The sequence below is a fragment of the Marinobacter panjinensis genome, from assembly GCF_005298175.1.
Taxonomy (GTDB): domain Bacteria; phylum Pseudomonadota; class Gammaproteobacteria; order Pseudomonadales; family Oleiphilaceae; genus Marinobacter; species Marinobacter panjinensis.
In genome coordinates this window covers 2,169,034-2,195,267 of sequence record NZ_SZYH01000001.1, presented here as the reverse complement: position 1 = coordinate 2,195,267, position 26,234 = coordinate 2,169,034, and the positions used below count along the sequence as shown (strand labels likewise).

At 58.9% G+C, this 26,234-nt stretch carries 29 protein-coding genes and 1 other RNA gene; 11 read left to right on the top strand and 19 right to left on the bottom strand.

Annotated features, from left to right (window positions below):
* Nucleotides 1-6: 6 nt before the first annotated feature.
* The 6 genes from FDP08_RS10120 to FDP08_RS10095 all read right to left on the bottom strand — a co-directional run bounded on the left by FDP08_RS10120 (nt 7) and on the right by FDP08_RS10095 (nt 3,518).
* Nucleotides 7-654 carry a 5-formyltetrahydrofolate cyclo-ligase gene (locus tag FDP08_RS10120; protein ID WP_282562670.1) on the bottom strand — a complete coding sequence of 216 codons (648 nt, stop codon included), beginning with the start codon at nt 652-654 and terminating at the stop codon, nt 7-9.
* 3 nt (nt 655-657) lie between these two features.
* Nucleotides 658-837: non-coding RNA, 6S RNA (gene ssrS, locus FDP08_RS10115), on the bottom strand.
* Between the two features lie 64 nt (nt 838-901).
* Entirely contained in the window at nt 902-1,198 is a 297-nt protein-coding gene (locus FDP08_RS10110) for a cell division protein ZapA (protein ID WP_137435993.1), read from the bottom strand.
* A complete protein-coding gene (locus FDP08_RS10105; protein WP_007153200.1) occupies nt 1,198-1,404 on the bottom strand; it encodes a TIGR02449 family protein in 207 nt (68 codons plus the stop codon). Before FDP08_RS10105 ends, FDP08_RS10110 begins: the two co-directional genes overlap by 1 nt.
* Nucleotides 1,405-1,506: 102 nt before the next feature.
* Nucleotides 1,507-2,781, bottom strand: coding sequence for an ABC transporter permease (locus FDP08_RS10100; RefSeq protein ID WP_137435991.1), 1,275 nt, complete (start codon nt 2,779-2,781; stop codon nt 1,507-1,509).
* The gene (locus FDP08_RS10095; protein ID WP_137435989.1) at nt 2,778-3,518 is read right to left on the bottom strand and encodes an ABC transporter ATP-binding protein; all 741 of its coding nucleotides are present in this window, start codon (nt 3,516-3,518) and stop codon (nt 2,778-2,780) included. The genes FDP08_RS10100 and FDP08_RS10095 overlap by 4 nt, the downstream gene beginning before the upstream one ends.
* A gap of 142 nt (nt 3,519-3,660) precedes the next feature.
* Here FDP08_RS10095 and FDP08_RS10090 point away from each other — a divergent pair, with 142 nt between their 5' ends.
* Nucleotides 3,661-4,131: a DUF3299 domain-containing protein gene (locus tag FDP08_RS10090; protein ID WP_137437291.1), complete on the top strand. Its 471-nt coding sequence runs from the start codon at nt 3,661-3,663 to the stop codon at nt 4,129-4,131.
* Here FDP08_RS10090 and FDP08_RS10085 read toward each other — a convergent pair whose 3' ends face one another.
* Entirely contained in the window at nt 4,132-4,728 is a 597-nt protein-coding gene (locus FDP08_RS10085; protein WP_137435987.1) for a ZrgA family zinc uptake protein, read from the bottom strand.
* 141 nt (nt 4,729-4,869) lie between these two features.
* Between FDP08_RS10085 and FDP08_RS10080 the strand changes: the two genes are divergently transcribed.
* The 5 genes from FDP08_RS10080 to FDP08_RS10060 are packed head-to-tail and all read left to right on the top strand — an operon-like array spanning nt 4,870 to nt 10,283.
* On the top strand, nt 4,870-5,466 hold the full coding sequence (locus tag FDP08_RS10080) for a UPF0149 family protein (RefSeq protein ID WP_137435985.1): 597 nt from the start codon (nt 4,870-4,872) through the stop codon (nt 5,464-5,466).
* A gap of 28 nt (nt 5,467-5,494) precedes the next feature.
* A complete protein-coding gene (gene pepP, locus FDP08_RS10075) occupies nt 5,495-6,817 on the top strand; it encodes a Xaa-Pro aminopeptidase (RefSeq protein WP_137435983.1) in 1,323 nt (440 codons plus the stop codon).
* Between the two features lie 2 nt (nt 6,818-6,819).
* Nucleotides 6,820-8,100 (top strand): 2-octaprenyl-6-methoxyphenyl hydroxylase, encoded by a 1,281-nt coding sequence (gene ubiH, locus FDP08_RS10070; RefSeq protein WP_137435981.1) that lies wholly within the window; start codon nt 6,820-6,822, stop codon nt 8,098-8,100.
* Complete coding sequence (locus FDP08_RS10065; RefSeq protein ID WP_137435979.1) at nt 8,093-9,316, top strand: UbiH/UbiF/VisC/COQ6 family ubiquinone biosynthesis hydroxylase; 1,224 nt, start codon at nt 8,093-8,095, stop codon at nt 9,314-9,316. Before ubiH ends, FDP08_RS10065 begins: the two co-directional genes overlap by 8 nt.
* Nucleotides 9,317-9,368: 52 nt before the next feature.
* On the top strand, nt 9,369-10,283 hold the full coding sequence (locus FDP08_RS10060; RefSeq protein WP_137435977.1) for a DUF808 domain-containing protein: 915 nt from the start codon (nt 9,369-9,371) through the stop codon (nt 10,281-10,283).
* 1 nt (nt 10,284) lies between these two features.
* Here FDP08_RS10060 and FDP08_RS10055 read toward each other — a convergent pair whose 3' ends face one another.
* The 9 genes from FDP08_RS10055 to ubiE all read right to left on the bottom strand — a co-directional run bounded on the left by FDP08_RS10055 (nt 10,285) and on the right by ubiE (nt 16,431).
* Complete coding sequence (locus FDP08_RS10055; protein WP_137435975.1) at nt 10,285-11,004, bottom strand: 16S rRNA (uracil(1498)-N(3))-methyltransferase; 720 nt, start codon at nt 11,002-11,004, stop codon at nt 10,285-10,287.
* Complete coding sequence (gene tatC / locus FDP08_RS10050; RefSeq protein ID WP_137435974.1) at nt 11,001-11,795, bottom strand: twin-arginine translocase subunit TatC; 795 nt, start codon at nt 11,793-11,795, stop codon at nt 11,001-11,003. Before tatC ends, FDP08_RS10055 begins: the two co-directional genes overlap by 4 nt.
* On the bottom strand, nt 11,792-12,220 hold the full coding sequence (tatB, locus tag FDP08_RS10045; protein WP_137435972.1) for a Sec-independent protein translocase protein TatB: 429 nt from the start codon (nt 12,218-12,220) through the stop codon (nt 11,792-11,794). The genes tatC and tatB overlap by 4 nt, the downstream gene beginning before the upstream one ends.
* 9 nt (nt 12,221-12,229) lie before the next feature.
* Entirely contained in the window at nt 12,230-12,469 is a 240-nt protein-coding gene (gene tatA, locus FDP08_RS10040; RefSeq protein ID WP_137435970.1) for a twin-arginine translocase TatA/TatE family subunit, read from the bottom strand.
* 112 nt (nt 12,470-12,581) lie between these two features.
* On the bottom strand, nt 12,582-12,911 hold the full coding sequence (locus FDP08_RS10035) for a phosphoribosyl-ATP diphosphatase (RefSeq protein WP_137435968.1): 330 nt from the start codon (nt 12,909-12,911) through the stop codon (nt 12,582-12,584).
* A complete protein-coding gene (gene hisI / locus FDP08_RS10030; protein WP_137435966.1) occupies nt 12,904-13,341 on the bottom strand; it encodes a phosphoribosyl-AMP cyclohydrolase in 438 nt (145 codons plus the stop codon). The genes FDP08_RS10035 and hisI overlap by 8 nt, the downstream gene beginning before the upstream one ends.
* Before the next feature lie 14 nt (nt 13,342-13,355).
* Nucleotides 13,356-15,005, bottom strand: coding sequence for a ubiquinone biosynthesis regulatory protein kinase UbiB (gene ubiB / locus FDP08_RS10025; RefSeq protein ID WP_137435964.1), 1,650 nt, complete (start codon nt 15,003-15,005; stop codon nt 13,356-13,358).
* Nucleotides 15,002-15,640, bottom strand: coding sequence for a ubiquinone biosynthesis accessory factor UbiJ (locus FDP08_RS10020; protein WP_137435962.1), 639 nt, complete (start codon nt 15,638-15,640; stop codon nt 15,002-15,004). Before FDP08_RS10020 ends, ubiB begins: the two co-directional genes overlap by 4 nt.
* Nucleotides 15,640-16,431, bottom strand: a complete 792-nt coding sequence (gene ubiE, locus FDP08_RS10015; protein ID WP_137435960.1) for a bifunctional demethylmenaquinone methyltransferase/2-methoxy-6-polyprenyl-1,4-benzoquinol methylase UbiE — start codon at nt 16,429-16,431, stop codon at nt 15,640-15,642. Before ubiE ends, FDP08_RS10020 begins: the two co-directional genes overlap by 1 nt.
* Before the next feature lie 114 nt (nt 16,432-16,545).
* On the opposite strand from ubiE, the gene FDP08_RS10010 reads away from it, so the two are divergent.
* Entirely contained in the window at nt 16,546-16,824 is a 279-nt protein-coding gene (locus tag FDP08_RS10010; protein WP_137435959.1) for a polyhydroxyalkanoic acid system family protein, read from the top strand.
* A 15-nt stretch (nt 16,825-16,839) separates the two neighbouring features.
* Here FDP08_RS10010 and FDP08_RS10005 read toward each other — a convergent pair whose 3' ends face one another.
* Together FDP08_RS10005 and FDP08_RS10000 are read right to left on the bottom strand one after the other, a co-directional pair.
* The gene (locus tag FDP08_RS10005) at nt 16,840-17,589 is read right to left on the bottom strand and encodes a DUF8198 family protein (RefSeq protein WP_137435957.1); all 750 of its coding nucleotides are present in this window, start codon (nt 17,587-17,589) and stop codon (nt 16,840-16,842) included.
* Between the two features lie 73 nt (nt 17,590-17,662).
* Complete coding sequence (locus FDP08_RS10000; RefSeq protein ID WP_137435955.1) at nt 17,663-18,586, bottom strand: alpha/beta hydrolase; 924 nt, start codon at nt 18,584-18,586, stop codon at nt 17,663-17,665.
* Between the two features lie 342 nt (nt 18,587-18,928).
* On the opposite strand from FDP08_RS10000, the gene FDP08_RS09995 reads away from it, so the two are divergent.
* The 4 genes from FDP08_RS09995 (at nt 18,929) to FDP08_RS09980 (ending at nt 25,268) form a co-directional block, all read left to right on the top strand.
* On the top strand, nt 18,929-20,323 hold the full coding sequence (locus tag FDP08_RS09995) for a WS/DGAT domain-containing protein (RefSeq protein WP_137435953.1): 1,395 nt from the start codon (nt 18,929-18,931) through the stop codon (nt 20,321-20,323).
* Between the two features lie 181 nt (nt 20,324-20,504).
* Complete coding sequence (locus FDP08_RS09990) at nt 20,505-21,608, top strand: porin (RefSeq protein WP_137435951.1); 1,104 nt, start codon at nt 20,505-20,507, stop codon at nt 21,606-21,608.
* A gap of 251 nt (nt 21,609-21,859) precedes the next feature.
* Nucleotides 21,860-23,029: a nitric oxide-sensing protein NosP gene (gene nosP / locus FDP08_RS09985; protein ID WP_137437290.1), complete on the top strand. Its 1,170-nt coding sequence runs from the start codon at nt 21,860-21,862 to the stop codon at nt 23,027-23,029.
* Complete coding sequence (locus FDP08_RS09980; RefSeq protein ID WP_137437289.1) at nt 23,007-25,268, top strand: hybrid sensor histidine kinase/response regulator; 2,262 nt, start codon at nt 23,007-23,009, stop codon at nt 25,266-25,268. Before nosP ends, FDP08_RS09980 begins: the two co-directional genes overlap by 23 nt.
* 68 nt (nt 25,269-25,336) lie before the next feature.
* On the opposite strand, the gene FDP08_RS09975 is transcribed toward FDP08_RS09980, so the two are convergent.
* Nucleotides 25,337-26,014, bottom strand: coding sequence for a response regulator transcription factor (locus FDP08_RS09975; RefSeq protein ID WP_137437288.1), 678 nt, complete (start codon nt 26,012-26,014; stop codon nt 25,337-25,339).
* Nucleotides 26,015-26,234 lie beyond the last annotated feature (220 nt).

Sequence of the window (26,234 nt, the reverse complement as noted above, 5' to 3'; positions counted from 1 at the left end):
GCTGCCTCACCCCCGTTTCCCGGCTTTTACCCGATAATATCCCCTGTCCGTTACCACACTGTGCAGGGGGATATCCCAGGGCTCCAGCGGTAATTCCGATACCTTCTGACACTCATGGGCCAGCCCTATCAGCTTGGGCGCCAGTCGTGGCCGGATGCGCGTAAACGCAAAGGTGCGGTCATAGAATCCCCCGCCCATTCCAAGCCTGCCACCGAATTCGTCAAAACCTACCAATGGAAACAGTACCGCATCCAGTGCCCATGGCGGCCGCCTTAATCCCCGGTGGAAAGGAGGCTCGGGAATGCCGAATCGGTTGGCTGTGAGCACTGTGTCGTCGGTGTAGCGGCTGAATACCAGTCTGCCATGATGAACCGGGTGCAAAACCGGCAGATAGAACCGGATACCCCTCCGGCGGGCGATGTGGGCGTAGACCTGGGGGTCGATTTCACCGTCGTTGGGCAGGTAAATGGCCACGTGGCGTGCTCGGTAGAGGTCGGGATGTCGCAGCAGGTTCAGGGCAAGCTGGTCGGCCGCTATCTGCTGTTCTTCCACAGAAAGAGTCCGGCGTTTTTGCCTGAGTGTCTTGCGGAGTTTGCTGCGTGATGGTGAATCGGGGTGGTCTTCGAAAGAGTGGGGGGAGATAACGTTGGTCAAAATAAGCTTCCCGGGCTGCCGTTATCGGATGTGGCCCTTGAACCCAAAGTTCAAGGTCGGTGGCCGCTGTGACATATTAGGCTTTCCCCGTGAGGGGACGTGCTCACAATGCCCTAGAGTAGCCACCTGGGTAGTGCGCATCGGCTCGAGGACGAATCCGACCAGCGAACAGCCCAGGAAGTTATCTTCATTATACGGGCATTGCCGGGGCTGATTGCAACACCTGAATCGGATCTGTGTGTAATGCTTAGTTACCGGAGGTTTCGCCCAGGGCTGTATCCAGCTTCTCGTCCATGGCGCTGAGAATCGAGCTGGCAGCGCTGGACATGGTGTCCCGCTCCAGCAGGTCGTGGGTGATATTCAGGGCGGCCATCACTGCAATGCGCTCGGTGCCGAAGACCTTGCCACTGGCACGGATCTCCCGCATTTTGATATCGAGGTGCCTGGCGGCCTGAAAGAGGGCGTTCTGCTCTTCTTCAGGGCAGGCGACCAGGTATTCCTTGTCGAGAATCTTGACTTCGACGGTTGTCGGCTGCTTTGGCATCAGTGGTGCTCCAGTGCCCGGAGGCGGCCTATCATGGCTTCGATCTTGTTTTTGGCAAGATCATTTTTGTGCATAAGCTGCGCTCGCTCGCGGTTCCAGTCGTCCTGCAGCTCACGCAGCATCGCGTTGTCACGTTCAAGTTTGCGACAGTGTTCGATCAGCCTGTCGAGTTTGTCCGCCAATGCCTGTAGTTCGGACTGTTCCATGAGTCGTCCAGCGCCTGTATCAAAGAAGTGAACTAACTATAAGTGTGGACTGCAAGCTGGTCAATTTACAGGGATGTCATGGCCCGCGATGCGTGACGTCCGTCACTCCGGCGCCACGTGCCCCAGCCCCTGTTTGCGGCTGCCACGCCAGGCCTGAAGGGCCGGAATCAGTCCTACAACAAACGCAGCGCAGGGTACGCTGGCAATGATCAGCCATTCCATCCCGTTCAACGGCCGCAGGCCGATCTGAATGCCCCAGGTTTCCAGCAGCCAGGGGCTGAGCCCGGCAATGCCGGCCGCGCCCGCTATCACCGCTAGTATGCAGGCCGCTATCGCCAGAGCCACGCATTCGATCACGTGGAGTGCTGCAATCAGCAGGGGCGAGGCTCCGGTGGCCCGGAGTATGGCGACTTCCTGCCGGCGCTGCACCTGTAGCGTCAGCAATACCGCAATCAGTCCGATCAGGCTGGTGACCACGACAAAGCCGGTGATGCCCAGCAGGGCGTTTTCGAATTGCCCCATGATGCGCCATAGCTCGCTGAGGGCGACTCCCGGAAGAATCGCGGACAGGGGTTCCTCACGGAACTCATTGATTTCTCTCTGCACCTGGAAGGTCAGTACCTTGCGTTCGATCCCGACCAGTGCGGCGGTGATGTTGTCGGGCGCCAGGTCGCGCTCCAGAGCCTGTTCCGGGGTCACGGTGCGCCCGGGAATGGCGACACCGGACTCCCAGCCGATGTGAATGGCTTCCAGGCCCTCCAGGCTGACGTAAACCGCCTGGTCTACCGGCGTTCCGGTGGGAGCGAGCACTCCAGCTACTGTGAATGGGGTGTCCTTATGGTTCGAGAAGCTGGTCCTGCCGCCCCCATGGGAGAGAATGATGTCGTCGCCCAACTGATGACCATGCCTGCGGGCCACCCGGGCACCCAGCACCACTTCGAACACTTCGCTGAACCACTTGCCCTCGACCAGTTCGGGTTTCTGGTCGCGGCCGTAACGGAAGTACTCCGGAAACTGCTCACTGGTTCCTACCACCCGATGGCCGCGATAACTGTCACCGAGTGATAGGGGTACCAGCCAGTCTATGCGCTGGTCTTCCTGCAGTTTCTGGTAGGTGTTCCAGCGAATGTTATTGGTGGCGTCGCCTATATGAAAAATGGTGTACATCAGAAGGTTCAGCTGGCCACTGCGAGCGCCCACAATCAGGTCAGTGCCGGATATGGTATTGGTGAAGGTCTGTTTGACCTCGGTACGGAGGTACTGAACCCCCAGTAGGAGGGTGATGCTGAGTGTCAGGGTCAGGGTGACCAGTGCCAGCACCTTACGCCGGTACCATAGACTCGCCATCGCCAGTGAAAACGCCAACCGCACAGTCATTGGGCCCTCTCCAGCGTATCCAGCGCAGTCAGCGCGATCTGGTGGTTGAATCGCTCGGCCAGGCTCTGATCGTGGCTGACAAAAATAACGGATGACTGCTTTTTCTCTGCCAGCCCTAGTAACAGTTCGATAAAGCGATCGCGGTTGTCGCTGTCCAGGGCGGAGGTGGGCTCGTCCGCCAGGATCAGTTCCGGGCCACCGGTCAGTGCCCGCGCTGCGGCCACCCGTTGCTGCTGGCCAACGCTCAGCCCCGTCACCCGGCGATGCCAATGGCTCTGGGGGATGTCCAGGGCGGTCAGCAGGGACTCTGCTTCGTTCTCCGGAGTAGGCAAGGCACGGGCGCGGCGTTTGGGGGAAAGCCGGCATGGCAGCATGACGTTGTCGAGGGTGGTGAGGTAGGGCACAAGATTGAACTGCTGGAAGATCACGCCCATGTGGTCGGCCCTGAACCGGTCCCGCTGGCCGCCGCTCAGGCGGGCCAGGTCGGTTCCGAGCAGGCTCAGTTTGCCGGTGTCGGGGAGAATCAGGCCACCAAGCAGGCTCAGGAGTGTGCTCTTTCCGCTGCCACTGGGGCCACGAAGGAAAAGGTGTTCACCAGCGTGCAGTGTGATATCCGGGTAGCGTAATGGCGGCTGGGTCTTGTCCCAGCAAAAGGCCAGGTTGCTGATGCTGAGTGCTTGCCGGGGGATTGCGGAACTATCCGCTGACAAGTCTGTCTTGCTGGTCGTGTCAGGCATTGGTCATCCGGTGTATGATTCCTGCATTATCTCGGGAGTAACTGGTCTTATGGTTCACAATCTGAAGGCTACTGGACAGCGTAAGCGACTTGCGGTTCCGCTGTCTGTATTTGCCGCCCTGGTATTCACCACTGCGCTGAGTATGGTCACGACAGCCGGCGCAAAGGAAGCCGCCGCTGAGATCGACTGGCTTGAACTGATGCCGGCAGAGGATCTCAATCTGCTGGAGAATATGCCAGAGGTGAGCCACGACGGTGACGGCCCTGCTGCCTTGCCGGACGAAATCATGACCGGCCGTGTCGTTCCGGAGATGGAAGGCAAATCCGGCCGGATTCCAGGCTTTGTGGTGCCGTTGAAAACAACCCAGGATATGCGGATTCTCGAGTTCTTCCTGGTGCCGTATTATGGCGCCTGTATCCATGTGCCGCCCCCGCCCCCGAACCAGATTATCCATGTGAAGTACAAAAAAGGCTTCAAGCTGGAGGCCCTGTATGATCCGGTATGGATTGAGGGCACCCTGCAAATCGAGAGAACCGAGAACGATGTGGCCTCGTCCTCGTATTCCATCGTTGCCGAAAACGTGACGCCCTACGAGGAAGAGGACGTCTACTGATCAGTGGCTGACTGTGAATGCCCGGTTGGATGGCGTGAGCCGGGCGCTGCCCTGACCTGACTGACTCACCCATTCGACAGTGAGTTCCTCCAGGTTCTCGAATTTCTCCATCAAAGCCGACCTAAATTCCCGGTTTGCGCCCATGCCCTGGCACTGCAGTTGTTGGGAAACGTCGTATTCCCGATGACTCGCTTTCTCATCGTCGCCGTGGTGGTCATGGCCATGAGTATCGTCGGTATCTTCGCCCCCGAGTTCGACAGCGGCAGCCGTTATTCGACAGCTGGCATCATCCACATTCACCAGTGGCGTGGTATTCAGCCACTGTTTGATCTCCGCAAGCCGGTTTCTTTCCTCGTTTGTGCGGGCTTCGTGTTCAAATCCCGCCAGATTGTAGGCGGGCGAGGTGAGCATCAGGTCAATGCTGTTCTTTTCTATCGCTAGCTGAAGCCGGGCGTGGCCATGCTCGTGGGCACCGGGGTTGTCGGCGGCAAAAGTGGCGGCCGGCAGGGTGCAGGCGGCAAGCAGGCAGCCCAGGGCCAGGAACGGTTGCGTTCGACTTGCCCTTGATTTCAGCACGGTGGATGTCTGAATCGGCATGGACAGGTACTCCGTTTGAATATTGATATGTTATAACATAATTTACTCAATCCGCGCCGGGAATCAAGAGGGCAAGTGCCTTAATATTGCCTGAATGCTAGGATAGAGCCTTCACTCATTGATACAGGATCGTCCCGTTTCATGTCCGAAACCGACACCTCCAACGCCCGCGCCGTTGCTTTCGAGCGCTGGGCAAATGTGTTCAGCGCCCACAAGGCCTTCAGCCACCCCTCGGAACTCCACGGTGCTCTTTGTGGCCGACTGGCCGCCGGCTCGCGTATAGACCAAGGAGACTGGCTGGCAATGGTCTGCGAACACATGGGTCTGCCGCCCACTGCAACGGAAGAGTCAGATGAGCTCCGGGAGTTCATGGGGTCTGCCTACGACCAGACCCTGGAACTTATGAAAGCCACCGATATGAGCTTTCAGCCACTGTTGCCGGATGATGACTATGCCATTGAGCAACGCCTGGAAGCACTGACCTCATGGGTCCGTGGCTTCCTCGAGGGTATGGCGCTGTCGGCGGGCGAATCCCTGGGGGAAGCGCCGGACGAAATTCGCGAGCTGATTGAAGACATGGTCGCCATCAGCCAGGTCGCCGACGATGACGAACCGGATGAAGAGAGCGAACAGCAGCTGATGGAAATCGTCGAATACGTGCGGCTGGGTGCGCTTGCGGTGTTTACCGAATTCAATCCGCCGGAAAAGCCGTCCCCGAAAACACCGACGCTGCACTGATCCAGGCTACAGAATTGTGGGAGAAATCATGGCCTCACTGATACCCGTCAAAGAATTCAATGATCGTCGTCGCCGGCTGATGGAACGGATGGCGCCGGACAGCATTGCCATTCTGCCTGCTGCCCCGGAGCGGGTACGTAACCGGGATGTACTGCATCCATTTCGGCAGGACAGCGATTTTCACTACCTGACCGGGTTTGGTGAGCCGGATGCCGTTCTGGTGCTGATTCCTGGCCGGGAGCATGGCGAGTCGGTGCTGTTCTGCAAGGAGCGGAACCCCGAGAAAGAACTGTGGGACGGTTTCCTGGCCGGCCCCGAAGGCGCCATTGAGACATTCGGCCTGGACGATGCCTTCCCGATCTCCGATATCGATGACATCCTGCCGGGCATGATTGAAGGCCGCAGTCGTGTTTATTACCCGCTGGGCAAGGATCACAACTTTGATGCAAAAGTCATGGACTGGGTCAAGGTTATCCGCAGCAAGGTTCGCTCCGGCGCCCACCCTCCCGGGGAGTTCGTGGCACTGGAACACCTTCTGCACGACCTGCGTCTGTACAAAAGTGCAGCGGAAATAAAGGTGATGGCCAGGGCCGGTGAAATCAGTTGCGAGGCCCACAAGCGGGCCATGAAACGTGCCCGCAAGGGCGGTTTTGAATACAACCTCGAGGCCGAACTGATCCACACCTTCATGGAAAACGGGGCCCGCTCCACGGCTTACCCGTCCATTGTCGGCGGCGGACATAACGCCTGCATACTGCACTACATCGAGAACAGCGCCCCTTTGAAGGAAGGCGATCTGGTGCTGATCGATGCCGGCTGCGAGCTGGACTGTTACGCCTCTGATATTACCCGTACCTTCCCGGTCAGCGGCAAGTTCAGTGACGAGCAGCGCGCCCTTTACGAGGTGGTGCTGGCGGCGCAGTACGCGGCCATTGAACAGGTGCATCCGGGTAATCACTGGGACCATCCTCACCAGGCCGCACTGAAGGTGCTCACCCAGGGGCTGATTGATCTCGGCCTGCTTAAAAACACCACCGTGGAGCAGGCCATCGAGGAGCAGGCGTTCAAGCCCTTCTTCATGCACCGCACCGGCCACTGGCTGGGGATGGACGTGCACGACGTAGGGGATTACAAGGTAGGCGATGCCTGGCGTCAGCTGGAACCGGGCATGGCGCTGACGGTTGAGCCGGGGCTTTACGTTGCACCGGACAACACCGACGTGGACGAAAAATGGCGTGGCATCGGCATCCGTATCGAAGATGATGTGGTGGTTACGAAAGAAGGCTGCCGGGTACTGACCGATACTGTTCCCAAAACCATCCCCGAGATCGAAGCGCTGATGGCCGACTGACCGTGAAACAGCATGATACCGATATCATCATCGCCGGCGGAGGGCTGGCGGGAGCCACGCTGGCACTGGCGCTGGCGAGAACCCTGCCGCAACTGCGGGTGACCGTGGTGGAGGCGTTTCCACTGTCTCCTGAGGCGTTGCCAGAAAGCTATCAGCCCAGCTATGACGCCCGATCCACAGCGCTGGCCTGGGGCTCGCGGCTGATTTTCGAGGAACTGGGCCTCTGGCGGCGGCTTTCGGAGCACGCCACTCCCATTCGCCATATCCATGTCTCGGACCGTGGCCACTTTGGTGCTACACGGCTGAATGCAGCGGACCATCGGCAGGAAGCCCTGGGGTATGTGGCAGACAACCGCTGGATGGGTTTGTGTTTGATGCGGGAGTTGCTTCAGACCGGCGTGGTGTGGGAGGCCCCCGCCGAAGTGACGGGCATGCAGCCTTTGCCGGACGGTGTCTGCGTGACCCTTGGCACCAAAAATGGCGAACAGGAACTGACCGCGCAATGCCTGGTGGTGGCGGATGGTGGTCGCTCCGGGCTGCGCGAAAAGCTGGGGTTCCGGGTCGATGAGCAGGCGTACGACCAGTACGCGCTGATCGCCAATGTCTCTACTGCCAACTGTCATCACTACACCGCCTACGAACGCTTTACCGATGCCGGCCCGATGGCGTTGTTGCCCCATGGCTCACCAACCCGGGCGGGAAACACCGCGGCTCTGGTATGGACACTGAACAGCGATGCGCTCGAGGAGCTTTTATCCCTCAGCGATGAGGACAAGTGCCATCGCCTGCAGCAACGGTTTGGCTGGCGCCTGGGGCGCTTCACCCGCATTGGCGAATGCAGCCATTACCCGCTGACCCTGAAAACCGTGGACGAGTCGGTTCGCCCTGGCATTGTATTGGTGGGCAATGCGGCCCACACCCTGCATCCGGTGGCCGGGCAGGGCTTTAACCTGGCCCTGCGCGGGCTGATGGCCCTGGTAGAGCAGTTCCGGATGGCGGCGGAGAGGCAGCAAGCCCTGGGTAGCCTGGCGGTACTGAAAAGCTATCAGAACCGCCATCGCCAGGACTGGCAGCAAACGGTGCGGTTTTCCGATTCCCTGATTCAACTCTTCGGCACCGATCTGCCGCTGGTAACCACCGCCCGTGATGCCGGCCTGATGGGACTGGATCTTTTGCCCGGCGCCAAACGCTGGTTTGCCCGTCAGGCCATGGGACTGGGCGGTCGCCGTGCCCAGATCCGCGCGCCCGGAACCGAATCAACGGAACGCAGCAATCATGAGTGAGCAAACGCATTTCGATATCCTGGTGGTCGGTGGTGGCATGGTGGGGTCCGCCCTTGCGCTGGGGCTGTCACGGCAGGGCTGGAAAGTCGGGCTGGTGGAAGGGAGCGACCGCAAGACGTTGCTACAGGAACCAGCGCCAGCCTCGGATGTGGACGGTTTTGACCCCCGTGTCAGCGCCATTTCAGTCGCCAGTCAGCACCTGCTCCAACAGCTGGACGTGTGGTCGAATATCACCGCCGGTCGCCATTGCCCTTACCAGACCATGACCGTATGGGACGGAGACGGCACCGGGCGTATTCAGTTTGAGGCCGCAGAGCTCCGGGCTCCGGCGTTGGGCACCATCATCGAGAATCGCCGCATTGTGCGGGCGCTGTTTACGGCCCTGGCTGACAGCAATGTGGAGCTGATCGATGGCGTCAAGGTGACCGGCTGGTGGCAGGACAGGAACACACGCGGCATTCGTCTTGAAGATGACCGCATTCTGGCCGCGCAACTGGTGGTGGCGGCCGATGGTGCCCATTCCCGCCTGCGCCAGTGGGTCGGGTTGCCAACCCGGGAATGGGACTATGACCAGCAGGCGATTGTGTGCACGGTACGAACCGCGCAAAGCCACCGGTTTACCGCCTGGCAACGGTTTTCTCCCACCGGACCGCTGGCGTTCCTGCCGTTGCTGACCGAGTCCGGTGACGAGCATTTCTGCTCGATTGTGTGGTCCCAGGATACCGAAGAAGCGCGACGGCTGATGGCACTGGATGACGATGCCTTCAGGGCGGAGCTTGAAAACGCTATTGAGCGCGAACTGGGATCGGTTGAGGTGGTTTCGCGCCGTTACGCATTCCCGCTGCGCCAGCGCCACGCCAAGGATTACATCGCCACCGGGTTCGCGCTTATGGGTGACGCGGCCCATACCATACACCCCCTTGCGGGGCAGGGCGCGAACCTGGGCTATGGCGATGTCCGGGCCTTGCTGGATGAGCTGCTGCGGGCAAGAAAAGCGGGCATCGACCCTGACAATGATCTGGTGCTGGCTCGTTACCAGCGTCGCCGCAAAGGTGAAAACCTCACGATGATGGCGGCCATGGAGGGTTTCAAGCAGCTGTTTGGCCGTGATGAGCTCTCTGTGCGTTGGCTACGCAATACCGGAATGCGCTGGCTGAACCAGCTTGGCCCCATCAAGAACCGCATTGCGGCCGAGGCCATGGGATTGGACGCCTGATACAGGATTGCACGGTGATCGCCGGAGCAGTTGAACCACAAAGGAATGAACTATGGCTGGCAGCAGTCTTCTCGTACTGATTGATGACATCGCGACGGTTCTGGATGACGTTGCGTTGATGACCAAGGCCGCCACCAAGAAAACCGCCGGCGTACTGGGCGATGACCTTGCCCTCAATGCCCAGCAGGTCACCGGTGTGAAGCCTGCCCGGGAACTGCCCGTGGTCTGGGCAGTGGCCAAGGGTTCCATGATCAACAAAGCCATCCTGGTCCCCGGGGCGCTGGCCATCAGTTTCTTTGTGCCCTGGCTGGTGATCCCTCTGTTGATGTTGGGCGGGGCCTTCCTCTGCTTTGAGGGCTTTGAGAAACTTGCCCACCGATTCCTGCACAAGCAGGAGGTTGAAAAACACCAGGCCGAACTGCATGAAGCCCTGAAAGATCCTGATGCGGACCTGAGGTCTGTTGAAAAAGACAAGATCAAAGGCGCGATTCGTACCGACTTTATTCTTTCCGCTGAAATTATTGCAATCACCCTTGGCACCGTCAGTAGCCAGGCTTTCGGCACACAGTTTCTGGTGCTGACGGTGGTGGCTGTAATGGTAACCGTCGGCGTCTATGGCCTGGTGGCGGGCATTGTGAAACTGGATGATGGTGGCCTGTACCTGAGCAAAAAAGAAAGCCTGATTGCTCAGCGGGTGGGAGAGGGTATCCTCTGGCTGGCGCCATGGATGATGAAAACCCTGTCTGTATTAGGCACCATAGCCATGTTTCTGGTGGGCGGTGGCATTCTGACCCACGGGTTGCCTCCGGTGTATGATGCCATTCATCGCTTTGCCGAGGGCTTTGGTGGGTATGCCCAGGCCATAGTGCCTGTCATTGCTGATGGACTGTTCGGTGTTGTGGTGGGTGCTTTGCTGGTGGCGGTGATCACGCCTGTTGTGAAGTTCTGGAAGGGTCGTTCGGACTGAGTTAGCTGCAGGCATCGAACAGGCGGCTGACCAATACCGGTACCGCCGTTTCCACTCTCAGAATGCGCCTGCCCAGGTGAACCGCTTCGCAGCCAGCCTCAACCAGCTTTTCCACTTCGTAGGGAATGAAGCCCCCTTCCGGGCCGATGCACAGGGTAGCCGGCGCATTGATATGAACCGGGCAGGGCGTGCCGGTGCCGGGATGGGCAACCAGCGCGTGGGTGTTTTTCAGCAGCGCCGGCAGCTCATCTTCCACGAACGGCTTGAACAGCTTACGGATGTGAACCCGGGGCATCAGAGTATCCCGCGCCTGCTCCAGGCCAAGCACCATGTTCTCCCGCAGATTTTCCTCTGACAGCCAGGGTGTCTGCCAGAAGCTTTTCTCAACTTTGTAACTGTTGATCAGCCAGATGTCCTTGACCCCCAGGGTGGCGCAGGTCTGCAGTACCCGGCGGAACATTTTCGGCCGTGGCATCGCCAGAACCATCGTAAGGGGCAGTGGCGAGGGCGGTGGTTCAGGCAGTTCCACCTGGAGAGTTGCCTGGGTGTCGGTGAGCTGCAGAACGTGGCCGGTGCCGATGTCGCCATTCACCAGGCCCACCGGTACCACAGACCCTTCCGCAACCTTCAGTACCGACTTCAGATGCGCAAGCCGGCGCCCGGTCAGCACTGCTTGCTCAGCGGAAACAAAGTCTTCCCCGAACAGTAACGCCAGGTTCATTCGCCAGAGACTTCCGTGGCGTCCTGGTCTTTCACTTCGCGCCTGGCCAGGCGACCGAACAGAATGCCCAGCTCGAACAGCAGCCACATGGGTACGGCCAGCAGAGTCTGGGAGATGATGTCCGGCGGGGTCAGCAGCATGCCGATCACAAAACAGCCCACCACAATGTACGGCCGCTTTTCAGCAAGATCTTCAGGGGTGGTGGCGCCGGTAAGAATCAGCAGGATGGTGGCAATGGGTATCTCGAAGGCAATGCCGAAGGCAAAGAACATTTTCAGCACGAAATTCAGGTAACTGGTGATATCCGGCAATTCAACAATGCCTTCTGGACCAATGGCGGTGAAGAAGCCGAACACCAGGGGAAACACGACAAAGTAGGCAAACGCCGCGCCCAGGTAAAACAGGATCACCGAGGTGAATAGCAGTGGAAACGCCAGTTTCTTTTCATGGGCATAAAGTCCCGGTGCGATAAAACTCCAGAGCTGATAGAGAATCACCGGTATGGCCACGAAAACCGCCAGTACCAGGGCGAGCTTCAGCGGTGCGAAGAAAGGCGATGTGATATCCGTTGCGATCATGGTCTGACCGACCGGAAGCAGGTCCCGTAACGGCTGGGATATCAGCAGGTAGAGTTCATTGGCGAACGGATAGATAGCGGCGAAACAGATGATCACCGCCAGCACCATTTTCAGCAGGCGATTGCGCAGCTCCAGTAAATGCTCGATCAGCGGCATTTCCGGTTGTGCGTCGTCGGAACCTTGGGTGTTTTTGCCGTCAGGCTGGGTGGTCATGAACGGTTTTCCGGCGTGCTGTCCTGTTGTTTCGGGGTGTCTTCCTGTTTCGGGATTTCTTCGCTCTGCTGGATTTCTGGTTCTGCGGGGTCGGCAACCCGCCGGGTGGCGGGGGCGGGCCGGTGCGCGGGTTTCTCGTCGTCCGAAAGGACCATGTGTTCGTACTTCTTGGCTTCATCCAGGGCGCCGCGAACGGACTTCTGGACATCGTCCAGGCCGATGTCGCCGGCCTTGCGCAGCTCTTCCCGCAACTCCTCCGCCTTGAGCTGGCGGTCAAGCTCCGAGGAAAACTGACTGACCATGCGCCGGGCACCGCCAATCCAGCGCCCGGCCGCCCGGGCTGCCGTGGGCAACCGCTCGGGGCCGAGAACCAGTAACGCGATGATGCCGCAGATCAGCAGCTCGACAAAGCCAATATCAAACATTCAGCCGTCTCAGCTGTGGGACTTGTCCCGTGGCTTTTCTTCGGCGCTGGCCTCATAGGGCTTGGCGTCGGCATTCTCGCCTTCGATGGCGTCCGGGTCTGCGTCCTTTTTGTCTTCATCGCTCATGGATTTCTTGAAACCACGAATGGCGCCGCCCAGATCGCTACCGATGTTGCGGAGCTTTTTGGTTCCGAACAAAAGAATAACAATGCCGAGTACGATTAGGAGTTGCCAGATACTGATGCCCATGCCGGGACCCTCGTTTCAATGTTTCTGTTACAGATGATTGTACGCCACATCGGGGGGCATCCGGAAATCCTCTTCAGAGGTATTACCAGTACTGTCCCGGGTAGTGGCCCGGTTATTGGCTCCGGGAGGCTTTCTCTTCCAGGCCTGACAGGTCAAAGCGGCTGGCAAGTTCGTCAAGGACATCCTTTGGGCTCAGCCCGAGCCGCGACAGCATCACCATGCTGTGGAACCAGAGGTCGGCGGTCTCGTAGACCACGTCCCGGGTATCACCGGACTGTTCCGCATCCTTGGCAGCGAGCAGCGTCTCGGTGCATTCTTCCCCGACCTTCTCCAGGATTTTGTTGAGTCCCTTGTGGTGCAGGCTGGCAACGTAGGAGGTTTCGGGGTCGGCTTCCTTGCGCGCCTCCAACACCTGGGCCAGTTGTTCCAGAACGTCACTCATTGCTGCTGTCTCCCTGCTTGTTGCCGTATATTGCGTCCGGGTCACGGACCACCGGGTCTACGCCTGCCCATTTGCCGTTTTCCAGTCTGCGATAGAAGCAGCTGCGACGACCGGTATGGCAGGCGATCCCACCCTTCTGCTCGACTTTGAGAAGAATCACGTCTTCATCGCAGTCCAGGCGGATTTCTTCAATCACCTGTTGGTGGCCTGAGGTTTCCCCCTTGCGCCACAATTTCCCCCGTGACCTGGACCAGTACACCGCCTGGCCTTCCTCAGCCGTCAGCCTGAGAGACTCGGCGTTCATCCAAGCCATCATCAGAATATCGCCAGTCGTGGCATCCTGGGCGATGGCGGGCACCAGTCCATCCGCGTTCCAGCGGATTTCGTCTAACCAGTCAGGTGTCTCGACTGTAGCTTTTGAATCTTGCATTTATATGACTTCCATCAGTTTTTTCGTCTGCCGCCAACAATAAGCCAGGTAGCGCCGGCCAGCAGTGCCCAGCCGTGGGCCGGCATGGTCTGGGCGATGGTGGCAAGGTCATGGTCGACACTCAGCCAGGCCACGCCAGCCAGAGCCGCTGCCCCCAGCCCTCTGCGCCAGCGCCGGTCCGCACGGGCACGGTTTTCACGAATGAGTTCCAGTGTAGCGCGGCTGGACTGGTCGTTGGAGCCCGAATTACGCAGTTGTACCAGGGCATCGTGGACCAGTTGCGGCATCTCGGGCGACTGCTCCAGCCAGGCCGGCAGGTGGGACTGCAGGGACTTGATCAGTCCGGAAGGGCCAATTCGCTTGCGCATCCAGGTTTCCAGGAAAGGTTGTGCCGTGCTCCACAGGTCCAGGTCCGGATAGAGCTGACGCCCCAGGCCTTCCACATTCAGCAGGGTTTTCTGCAACAGCACCAGTTGTGGCTGCACTTCCATGTTGAAGCGTCGGGCGGTCTGGAACAGCCGTAACAGGAAATGGCCAAACGAAATATCCTTCAGCGGCTTTTCAAAAATGGGCTCGCAGACGGTACGTATGGCAGCCTCGAATTCGTTGACCCGGGTATCAGGCGGTACCCAGCCGGATTGGATGTGCAGCTCCGCCACCTGGCGGTAGTCACGGCGGAAGAATGCCAGCAGGTTGCGGGCCAGGTAACTCTGGTCGTCCGGGGCGAGGGTGCCGACGATACCGAAATCAATGGCAATGTATTTCGGGTCCGCCGGGTTGCTTACATCCACGAAAATATTGCCGGGGTGCATGTCGGCGTGGAAGAAACTGTCACGGAAGACTTGGGTGAAGAAAATTTCGACGCCTTTTTCCGCCAGCACTTTCAGGTCCACGCCGGCTTCCTTGAGGGCCGGAATATCCGCGATGGGGATGCCGTGGATGCGCTCCATAACCAGCACCGACTTGCGGGTGTAGTCCCAGTCGATGGAGGGAATGTAAATCAGCGACGAATTCTCGAAATTGCGGCGCAACTGACTGGCATTGGCGGCTTCCCGCTGCTGGTCGAGTTCGTCGTGGATGGTGGAGTCGTAATCCGCCACCACTTCCACCGGATGCAGCCGCCGGCCTTCGGACCAGTAGCGCTCAAGCAGGCCAGCCATCATATACAGCAGAGCAAGGTCCTGGCGAATGACCCGTTCGATGCCCGGGCGGATGACCTTGACCACAACTTCCCGCCCATCCCGCAGGGTGGCGGCATGAACCTGAGCCACCGAGGCGGAGGCCATCGGCTCTTTGGAAAACTGTGCAAACAGCTCCGCCACCGGAGCACCAAGGGATTTCTCGATAATAGCCTGGGCCACCTCACCGGGGAAAGGCGGTACCCGGTCCTGCAGGTTCTTGAGGGACAGCGCCATGTCGTCCGGCAGCAGGTCCCGGCGGGTTGAGAGAATCTGGCCGAACTTGACGAACACCGGCCCCAGTTCCTCAAAGGCCAGGCGCAGGCGGTCGCCCCTGTCGAGCTTTGGTTGCGGGAACAGGTGCCAGGGGGCCAGCAGGAAGAACAGCTTGAGCGGGAGCGGCAGTTCCGCCAGTGGCAAAAAAATATCCAGCCGGTAACGGCAGAATACCCAGGCAATGCGGAACAGGCGTTGCAGGCGCGTCACGGCGTCTCCGGTTGGTCTTTTTGATTGGATTGTTCCAGCCGCTCGACCCTGGCTTCCAGGCGTTCGGTCTGCAGGTTCAGACGGTCGATATCCGTGAAGGTGGCTTCCAGTTCACGGCGCCCGGGCAAGCTGCGGCTTTCCTCGTGGATGTATTCCTCGATATTGGCATTCAGGGACCTGAACGCCTGCCGGCTCCAGCTTGCGGCGCCGCGAATGCGCTGGCCGATGAAATGCGCCGGCACATCGCCAACATGCGCAGCCATGGCCGCTTCCCAGTCCGGATTGAGCTGATCGATAGCGCGCTGGAACTGATGTGCCAGGGCGGTGTCGCCATTCACCTGAATTCGCCCTTCAGTGAATACCCGGTCGTCGCCGGTAGCGAGGGCGACAAAGGCTATGGGCCGGCCAGACAGCACCAGAGCCGGCGACTCCGCCGGCTGGCTGGCGACCTGGACCCGGCCTCCCGCCTGCTGCAGCACCAGCGTGAGGTTCACTGACTGCAGCGAAAACTGTACGGGCCCTGTTAACGAGGCCATCAGTGCCTGCTTTCCGGCCGGGTCCAGCTCCAGGGCGCGATTGAGGGCGCTCTCGACGATGGCGGTAATGGCGGACAGCAGGGTAGGGCCGGGAAACATCAGGGCTTGATCCCCACGTGCAGGGCAACCACACCGCCGGTCATGTTGTAGTACTTGCAATTTACCAGTCCGGCTTCTTCCATCATGGCTTTCAGGGTGTCCTGGTCCGGGTGCATGCGGATGGACTCGGCCAGGTATTGATAGCTGCTGGAGTCGCCGGCAATCAACTGGCCCATGAGCGGAAGGGCGTTGAACGAGTAGGCGTCATAGGCTTTGCTGAGCAACGGGTTAGTGGGTTTGGAAAACTCCAGCACCATCACCTTGCCGCCGGGTTTGAGCACGCGGGTCATGTCCCGCAGGGCCTGGTCCTTGTCGGTGACGTTGCGCAGGCCAAAGGCAATGCTCACGGCGTTGAAGCTGTTGTCCGGGAACGGCAGGTGTTCGGCATCCGCCTGGACGTATTCAATGTTGCCGGCGTAGCCGCGATCCATCAGCCGGCCACGGCCAACCTGCAGCATGGAGGCGTTGATATCGGCGAGTACGACCTTGCCGGTCGGGCCCACCAGATCGGAAAATTTCATCGTCAGGTCGCCGGTGCCACCGGCAATGTCCAGCACCTGATGGCCTTTGCGCACGCCGGAGAGCTCTATGGTGAAGCGCTTCCAGAGGCGGTGGATTCCCATGGACATGAGGTCGTTCATCAGGTCGTACTTGCCGGCCACCGAGTGGAACACTTCCGCTACCTGGCCCGCCTTCTGGCTTTTTGGCACATTGCGGAAGCCAAAATGGGTAACGTCGTCTTTCGGGGCCTCCGGCTTCGGCTCGTTGGCAGATGGTTGTTGCTCGCTCATGGCTGGGTCCTGTCAGAATCTGAACCCCGTATTCTAACGCCTGCGGGGGTGGCTACAAGTTTAATGCCGTCTTACACTGTAAAACGTCCCTTAATTCCCGGAGAAAGCTGATCCATGTCCGTTATTGATGTTCATCGCGCCCATTCCCTCGATAAAAACCATGCTCGCCAGGCAGCGGAAACCCTGGCCGAGGATCTGTCGAAGCAGTTTGATGTGAATTACCAGTGGGAAGGGGATCATTTGAGGTTCAAGCGCAGTGGGGTTAAGGGACAGCTGGAGATTACCGACAGCGATCTCCACATCCACCTGGAGCTGGGGCTGATGCTGCGACCGTTCAAATCCCGGATCGAGCAGGAAATTCATTCCCAACTGGACCAGATTCTGAAAGCCTGAGCCGGTTGATCGTGCTTAAAGGTCTCCCGGCAGGTCAAACGGTTCCGGTTGGCCTTTGAGGATGTTGTCCATCACCTTTCTCTCCCGTGTCACCAGGCGGTCGATCAGTAATTCCACATCATCCATTTTGCGGAAAGCGGAATAGCCCCGGTGCAGGAAGCTGTGCAGGTCACTCAGGTCTGCCATTTCGGCCGGTGCCCGGCTCATGCTCAGCAACCAGCCGAGGGTGCGGTTGCGCACGTAGCGATCCAGTTGCTGCCCCACCTCTGCGACCAGGGTTATCTGCCGCTCTCGCTGTTCCATGCGCTGGCTGCTGCGAAAAACCTGACAATAGTCGCTGCTGGTGAGGGAGGCGGGGGTGAGTCCCTGGTGCTGGCAGAGTTCGGCCAGTTCCAGGTCCAGTTGCTGGGTGATCAGGTTCAGTTCCACCAGCCCGGCAAAGGTATCCAGCAGGTTGTCCGGCAACCACTTCACCATCTTTGGGAAAACCCGGTCGATATTGTCGTCGCGGCGGGTCATGCCTGCAGGTGCGTACAGGTCTGTCAGCAGGAATTCCAGGCCGGTGTGATACCCGGGGTGTCGGTAGAGGTCCTCATGGGTGGCTTTCAGCCGCTGCGCCTGCCAGTCTGCGATCAGGAAGGTGTGTTCCAGCAACGGGTGGGCGGCTTTGTGCTGGCGGAAATCATGGTAGTCCAGCAACAGTTGCTGCAAGCGGCGGGCACTGCCGGAATGGACGCTGGTGGCGACAAGGCGCTCACGGTACATGGGGATGTAGCTCCACTAAACCTGCGATAGAAGCGGGCCAGTTTAGCGGAGCTGAAGTCTTTGTGCAGCAATCTCAGCCCTGGGCGGCGGCAGGCAGGGTCTCGAACCCGGGTACCCATTCCTTGCTGTCGAGGGTAATAAAGTGGCTGGGGGCCTCGGTTTCAACGATGCGCATGGTGGTCGGGCTTTGGCGCGCACTGGCCAGCATGGCCTGGCGATCAAGGATACGATCAACTGCCGGGATCAGGAATGTGCCGTAGCGTACCTTGTCGTAGACACTGGCATCTGTCCGCTCCATCCAGGCCATCAGGTCCTCAATGTTGCGGACGATGGTCAGGTGATCCTTGGTGGCGGAGAACAGCTTGGCCAGTAGCTGCTTCTTGCGCGGGTTCATCTTGCCGAAGAACGTCTGGCCATAGGCAGACGATGGGGCACTGTTAATCAGGCGGATCAGCCAGGGCCACATGCCGTGGCTTACCGGTTCCAGAACCGCTGTGACCAGGGCGGAAAGCCGACCATCGGGGAGGACCGGTGCTTCCAGTACGACTTCTACATTTTCAAACAGTTCCGGCCACTGTTGGATAGCCTCAAGAATGACGGCTCCACCGCGGGAATGGCCGTGTACACGGATGTTATCCGTACCTGGCAGGTTTGCCAGCGCCTGGTTGAGAATACAGGCATCGTACTCAATGGTGCCATCCAGGTACTTGATGGGTACTTCCCAGTCCGGTGACTCGGGTGTTACGCCATTGACCGGAATGTGGTAATTGCTGCAGGTGAGCAGTATCAGCTCGGTAGTGGGTGCTTCGTAGGCTTGGGTAAAGTAGCAGTGGTTTTCCAGAAAGCCGTGTACGCCAATAACGGTCTGTTCCGCCTTGCCGCTGTGGTTGCGTACGGAAACTGCGCCAGTACCAACCCGGTAGACGCGCCCCGAGAACATTTCGGAGTAGGCGCTTTCAATCGGTTTTATCAGTTTGCGTACATGGCTCGCTTTCATAACTACTCTCCTCCAGCACCCGGTATTTGCCTTTTATTCATCGTTGTCGGTGCAGGTGATTCAGTTGTACCGCCTTCCGCTGCTACATATATTGGCACTGGTTACTCTTTTTACGCCTAGTTGCGGCCAATAGACTTTTGGCGCAAGGGGCGAAGAGGCGCGTCGGCTACCTCATAACCATTTCATTAATCCTTATTCCCAGTATAGAGGGGAAAGGTTACTTGAGTGTAATTTTTTGTGAGTGTGTGCTGCGGGACCTTATATGGAGCCATCAGGGCTTGTCTGGCACAATGCGGGCTCATCTATCCATTTCTTGCTGCAATTACCCGGGGACAGACAGGTTTGAGTCAAAAGGAATCGCATCTGTTGTTGCCTGTGGATTCAGCATGGCTGGCCCTGGAGCGCCCGGAAAATCCGATGACCATAACGGTCATGCTGCGGGTGGAAGGCCTGACAGAAGCACGGTTCCGGGAATTTTTGCGCATCTACTGGATGGCCTGGGAGCGTTTCAGCTTCATGCCCGTGCGCCGTGCACCGGGCTGGTGGTGGGAAGAGGACCCGGTGTTCTCGCTTCATCACCACCTTGAAGTGGTCCCTGGCGAATTTGGCCATCAGGCATTACAGGACTGGGTATCTGCCCGGCTGAACCAGCCTTTGCCGGATTACCGTCCACTGTGGAAATTCTGGCTGCTCCCGGATGCCGAGGGCGGCGCTGCCCTGCTGCTGCGCATGCATCACTGTTATGCCGACGGACTCTCCCTGCTGGGCATCTTCGAGCGCCTGTGCCCGCCTTCGCCACAACAGGCACCTGTGCTCTACGGTGCGCCGGAGCAGGCAGATATGGGCCGTTGGAGCCGGGCTGCCAACGCCTGGTTACGTGAACTGACCGCCAGTGAGTCACCGCAGGCTGATGCGGCACGGGGAGGGGATATTCCCGGCAACGGCGGTACAGCCGGTCGCAATGCCCTGGAGCGGGCAACCTGGAGAAGTCTGAAACTGGTGAATGAACTCAGCCAGTTCCTGGTGGAACCGGAAGATACCGACTCATCCCTGAATCGGGCACTGCTGGGCCGTCGCCAGTGCCGCTGGTCGCAGCCGGTGGCGCTGGAGCGCTTTCGCCATATTGCCACGGCCACTGGTGTCACCATCAACGATGTGTTGCTCAGTTGCGTGGCCTCGGCCGTCCGAAAGCGGCTTGTTGCTGACAATACCGATATGGATGAGGCGGTGCTCCATGCCGCAGTGCCGGTGGATATTCGCAGCCGCCTGCCAGCGGACATAAAGCCGGAACCCGGCACCCTGGGTAATTACTTCGGGACTGTTTTCGTGCCGTTGCCGGTGGACGGTGAAAGTTCGCTGGAGCGGCTATTCCGCATCAAGCATGAAACCCGCAAGCTCAAGAAAAGCTGGCAGCCGGGGCTGGCCTGGGCGCTTGCCGGCAGTGCCTCTGTTATCCCCGAAGCCTGGCGCCAGCCGGTAGCGGATCTGTTCTACCGCAAGGCAAGTACCGTGGTGTCGAACGTCCCCGGCACCCGGGATGAACGCTATCTGGCCGGTTGTCGTATCCTGGAGCAGATGTTCTGGGTACCCCAGGCCGGAGACATCGGGCTGGGAGTCAGCATCGTCAGTTATGCCGGCCAGATCCAGTTCGGTGTTGTCGCTGACGAAGCCGTCATGGCAGACCCTGAACCCTTCCTTGACGACTGCCTGCAAGAGCTCGATCTTTTCCCTTACTGACGAGTAGTAATCCCAAAGTTCTGTTTTCACAGCCTCCTAAAAGATCAGAAAACCTGCCCCCTTGGCGCATTTCCCACCCCCGCTGCTTCGCCGACCATTGAATTCAGGCGAGAGAATGCGCCTGAGACACGGGTTATCACCCGTTGCTCAATACCCAGATTCAACAAAAACCGGGGGAGTTATGAACAACAACAATTTCAGAAAGTCAGGGTTGGCCCTTGCCATGGCAGCTGCCATGGGAGCAAGTGCTGGCGCCAATGCAGCGATTGAAGTGTACAACGAAGACGGTACCAGCTTTTCTGTGGATGGCTATTTCAACGCGTTCTACGTTAACCGTGACGACAAGCTGAACGATATTCGCAATTCGGACGTCAAGATGGGTTTCCTACCCAACACGATTGGTTTTAACTTCAGCAAAGAGATGGGCGACCTGACCCTGGGTGGCCGGTCTTCCTTCTGGTCCACGATCAACGACAGCCTGCAGTCACCGACGGATACCGCCATTGATGTGCGCCAGCTTTATGCCACCGTTGATGGCTCTTTTGGCCAGGTTCTGATTGGTAAGGACTTTGGTCTGTACGCCCGTTCCAACATCTTCCTCGACGAGATTCTCATGGGCTTTGGCTCTCCGGGTGCGGCAACCGGCGTTTCTTTCGGCAATATCCGCACTGGCTACCCTTATCCGAACCCATCGGCCCAGATTACCTATCGTACGCCTGATATGGGCGGCCTGAAGGTGGCTGCGGGTATTTTTGAACCTGCCAATACCACTCCGGGTGCCCAGTCCGAGCAGTCAGCACCCCGGTTTGAAGCGGAGCTGACCTACGCCGTCGATCTCAACGGCCTGGCGTTGACCGGTTGGGTCAACGGTCGTCATCAGAGTTCCGAAAATGCGACCACGGAAGTGGACAGCCAGGGCCTTGGCTACGGACTCAAAGCATCGGTGGCGGGCTTCTCCTTGACGGCCTCCGGCTTTACCTCCGAGGGGGATGTTCCGGTGTTGATCACAGATGCGGCCCTTGCGTCGGAAGAGGATGCCGATGGCTACCTGGTACAGGGGTCATACACTCTGGGTGCCAACCGTTTCGTGGTGTCCTATGGCGAAACGGATTCGGATCAGGGCGATTTCGAGACCGAGAACACTTCCTTTGCGCTATTTCATGACGTGAATAGCAACTTCAAGCTGGTGGGCGAATACAATATGTTCGAGCAGACCACAAAGTCGACCGGTGCTGATGCAGCGGAGTTCGACACGCTGGCGTTGGGTGCTGTCATCACATTCTAGGCGTACTTTGATGGAAATAGTCTCCCGCACGCCGGCATGGATTCCATGCGTGCGGCGCCGCTCCTAAGACTAAAGTGCCGGTTTGCCTCCCCGCAAACCGGTAGCGCTGGCAGGCATTGATCAGGGAGGTTTTTAAATCAATGGCTTACGATCATTTTGGCGCGCCCATTAAAAGCACTGAAGTCGCATTGGCTCCGTTTGCAGAAGCCGTAGAATCGGTACAAAGCCACACGGTTGCGGAGCGCCCATTGATGAAGCCAGCCACCACCCTGCCTGCGGTCAGGGTAGCCAGTTCCGACGCACGTGATCCCATGCTGGCCGCTACCAACCTTGCCAGCCAACTCAGCCACGATAATCTGGGCTGTGTCCTGTTTTTCTGTTCTGCTGAATACGATCTCGAACGCCTGGGTATTGCGCTGGAGCAGGTGTTTTCCGGAGTCCGGATTAGCGGTTGCACCTCTGCCGGTGAAATTACTCCGGACGGGTATGGTCGGGGCTGCATTACTGCCATCGGGTTTGATCGCCGATTTTTTTCCATCGACTACGCGCTGATCAGCGAACTGGACCGCTTTACGCTGCAGGATGCCCAGAGCGTGATCGACGGCCTGCTGGCCACCTGCCGGGATGCCCGCCTGGCGCCCATCAAGGGCAACACTTTCGCCATCACCCTGCTGGATGGTTTGTCCAGCCGTGAAGAACTGGTGTTGGCAACCCTCAATGCCGCCCTGGGCACCATTCCGCAGTTCGGCGGCTCGGCCGGTGACGACGAACGCCTGGCCAACACCCATGTTTTCTTCGATGGCCAGTTTCATACCGGTGCTGCCACTGTGATGCTGGTGAATACACCGCTGGATTTCAGGGTGTTTTCCACCCACCACATGGAGGCCCGAAGCGAGAAGCTGGTGGTCACCCATGCCGATGCCAAGAGCCGCACGGTTTATGAGTTGAACGCGGAACCGGCGGCAGAAGCCTATGCGCGAGCGGTGGGCGTGGCGGTAGAGGAACTGGATCGTAAGGTCTTCGCGCTGCGCCCCATGGGGGTCCGGATTGGCGGCCACTACTTTGTCCGCTCGGTGCAGCGGGCGAACGCTGACAAGAGCCTGACGTTCTACTGCGCCGTGGAAACCGGCATTGTAATGACGGCCATGGAACCGGGGTCGCTGCTGGACAGTGTCCGCACCCAGATTGAGGCCTCTGAACGGGTCGTGGGGCCGCCGCTGGTGACCATCGGCTGTGACTGTTTCTTGCGGCGTCTGGAAGCGGAGCTCACCGGTGTGGCGGACGAGGTGTCCGATTTTCTTCGCCACCATAAAGTCATCGGATTCAACACCTATGGTGAGCAGTTCGACGGCATGCACATTAACCAGACGTTTACGGGGGTGGTGATTGGGCAGCCTGATGCCGGATACGGCCACAACTGACGCCGACCCTGATAGCGGCAGGGAGCAGCGTATTGGGGAACTGGAGGCGGAGAACGAGCGCCTGCGGAAAATCCGCGACGCCCTGATCGTGCGGGTGGAATCCGGTTCGGCCCACAAACCTGAGCCTTACGCGGTGTTCGAACACTCGGTGGTGCTGGCGGAGCAGGTGCGTGAGCGTACCGAAGCCCTCAACCAGACAATGGATGAGCTCAAGGGCAGCAACAAGGCCCTTAACCGCGCCCGTGAAGAAGCTGAAACCACCCGTCAGCGCCTGGTAGACGCTATCGAAAGCATCGCTGACGGTTTTGTGCTCTTCGATCGCCGGCATCGCCTGATCCAGTGCAATACCCGGTTCCGCAGTTACTGGAAACACTCTGGTCTTGACGTGCCACCAGCCGGCACCTCCATCGCTGAAGTGAAGGAGCGTGCGGTCAGTTCCGGGCTGGTCGTAGAGGAGCATGCGAATGCCTCTTCTGAAGGATCAGTGTTCCTGCTGTCCAATGGTCGCTGGGTGCAGATGACGGAGAGGCCCACCCGTGAAGGCGGGCTGGTTGTCCTCTACTCCGACATCACGGACGTCAAGAACAGCGAAATGGCCCGCCGGATCAAGGCGCTGGAAGAGAGCGAGCGCTGGATACGCGTGGTCACGGACCATGTGCCTGCCCTGATTGCCTACGTCGGTGCCGATATGACGGTGCAGTTCTGCAACAAGGTCTACGAAGCCTGGTACGGTCGTGATGGCGAATCACCGCTGGGCAAGCATCTGCAGGATGTTCACCAGGCGGAGCTTTACTGGCGTCTTATGCCCCATGTCCAGAGAGTGCTGAAAGGCAACAGCGTCAACTTTGAATTCGAGGAAACCAACGACACCGGAGACACCCGCTACATGCTCCGCGCCTACGTGCCCAACGTAGACACCGAAGGGCAGGTGACGGGGTTCTTTGTACTGATCCGGGACATCACCGACCGCCGCAAAACCGCCCTGGCCCTGGAACAGGCCTACGATGATCTGGAGCGGCGGGTCAAAGAGCGTACCGCAGCGTTGACCGGACTCAACAGCCAGTTGCGACAGGAAATCGATGAGCGGGCGGCGGTGGAGGCCCGGCTGCGGGATGCCAAGATGGACGCCGAACGCGCCAACCTGTCCAAGACCAAGTTCCTGGCAGCGGTCAGTCACGACCTGCTGCAACCTCTGAACGCCGCCCGCCTGTTTACCAGTGCCTTGCTGGAGCACTCCTTTGGCCCCAAGGCGGAAGGGCTGGTGCGGTCGGTCAGTACCTCCCTCGACGACGTGGAGAACCTGCTGGGCACCCTGGTGGATATCTCCAAGCTGGATGCCGGCGTGATCAAACCGGACATAATGGCCTTTGACCTGCGGGACCTGCTCAACAACATTGCCCGGGAGTTTCGCCAGATGGCTCTGGCAGAAGGGCTGACCCTGGACTTCGTGCCCTCATCGGCCATTGTGGAGTCAGACTCGCAGCTGCTGGCGCGTATTCTCCGCAACTTCCTGACGAATGCCATCCGTTACACCGGAGCAGGCCGGATCCTGCTGGGCTGCCGCCGGCGTAGGGATCATGTGCTGTTGCAGGTTTGGGATACCGGCCCGGGCATTCCCCAGGACAAGCTGACCGAGATTTTCCAGGAGTTCAAACGTATCCGCCCGGCCGGCTCGCAGCCGGACAAGGGGCTTGGTCTGGGACTGGCGATAGTCGACAAGATTTCGCGAATGCTTGGCCACGAGGTGACGGTGTCGTCCATTGAGGGCAAGGGTTCGGTGTTCAGCGTAAAGGTTCCTGTCGGGCGGCTGCAGCCGAAGAGGCGAGTGCAGGGTGAAACCCCGGCGGTTTCACACGACAGCGGCCTGGGTGGCGCCAGAATCTGGGTGATTGATAACGACCACGCCATTTGCCAGGGCATGCAGACCCTGCTGGAGGGTTGGGACTGCCAGGTTATTTCTGCCGTTTCCCTGGAAGACCTGGAACGCCAACTGGACCCGGCTTCAAGTCAGGTAGATCTGATTCTGGCGGATTACCATCTGGACAACGACGAAAACGGCGTGGACGTGGTGGCCAACATCAACGGGCGCCGGCATTGCCCCGCGCCGGTGGTGATGATTACCGCCAACTATACCAATGAATTGAAACAGCACATTCGTGAGCTGGGGTATGTGTTGATGAACAAACCGGTGAAGCCGTTGAAGTTGCGGAGTGCGTTGAATCACCTTTTGAGGGGGTGAGGGTGTTCGGGATCTTGTCGGATTAGGCGAAGCCGTAATCCGACAAACCAACTCGCGTAAAGCAAACCCTACCGCTTCAAATACTGACTGAAATCCACATCACTGGCCGAAAGAATCGCCTGCACCCGGTTATGAACTCCAAGCTTACGCAAAATCGCAGACACATGAGCCTTCACCGTCGTCTCCGCAATATTCAGGTTATAGGCAATCTGCTTGTTGGACTCCCCCTTGGACATACGCTCCAGCACGAGCAGCTGCCGGCGGGTGAGGGAGTTCAGCAGTTCCGGTGAAATCGGATTGTCCTCATGGCGGCTGCGGCGGCTGTTGCTTTCCTTACCAGTACGGATGATGTCCGAGGGCAGGTAGACGTTGCCATTGAGGATCTGCTGGATGGCCTCTGTCATCTGGGCTCGGGGAGAGGATTTGGTAATGAAACCGCAGGCGCCGTAGGTGATGGCCTGGAGCACAACTTGTTTGTCTTCCTCCGCCGACACAATAACCACCGGAATGGTGGGCGCTTCATTACGCAGGGAAATGAGCCCGTTCAGGCCGTGCATGCCGGGCATGTTCAGGTCCAGCAGAATCAGGTCTAGGTCATCGTTTTCGCGGGTTATCTCCAGGGCGCTATCAAGGTCTGCGGTTTCAATAATCTCGCTGCCGCCGAATCCTGATGAAATCACGCTGCTGATGGCTTCACGGAAAAGCGGGTGGTCGTCGGCGATCAGAATCTTGTAAGCCGGCTCCATGGGTGGTTCCACCTGTTTGTTGTCATTATGTGGGGCTGTTTCCGACGCATGATAGCGCTTTTCGGAAGAGAGTGCGGCATCGAGCTCATCAAGCATAGCGGCCTCCTGTGCAGAGAATCTCCGGAATCGGAGGTGATCCTCTGATTATTATTGTGATGGTTTCATTACACGCTATCTGCGCCTCAGGTTGAATGCGACCATCGCACCAAAAAACAGGCAC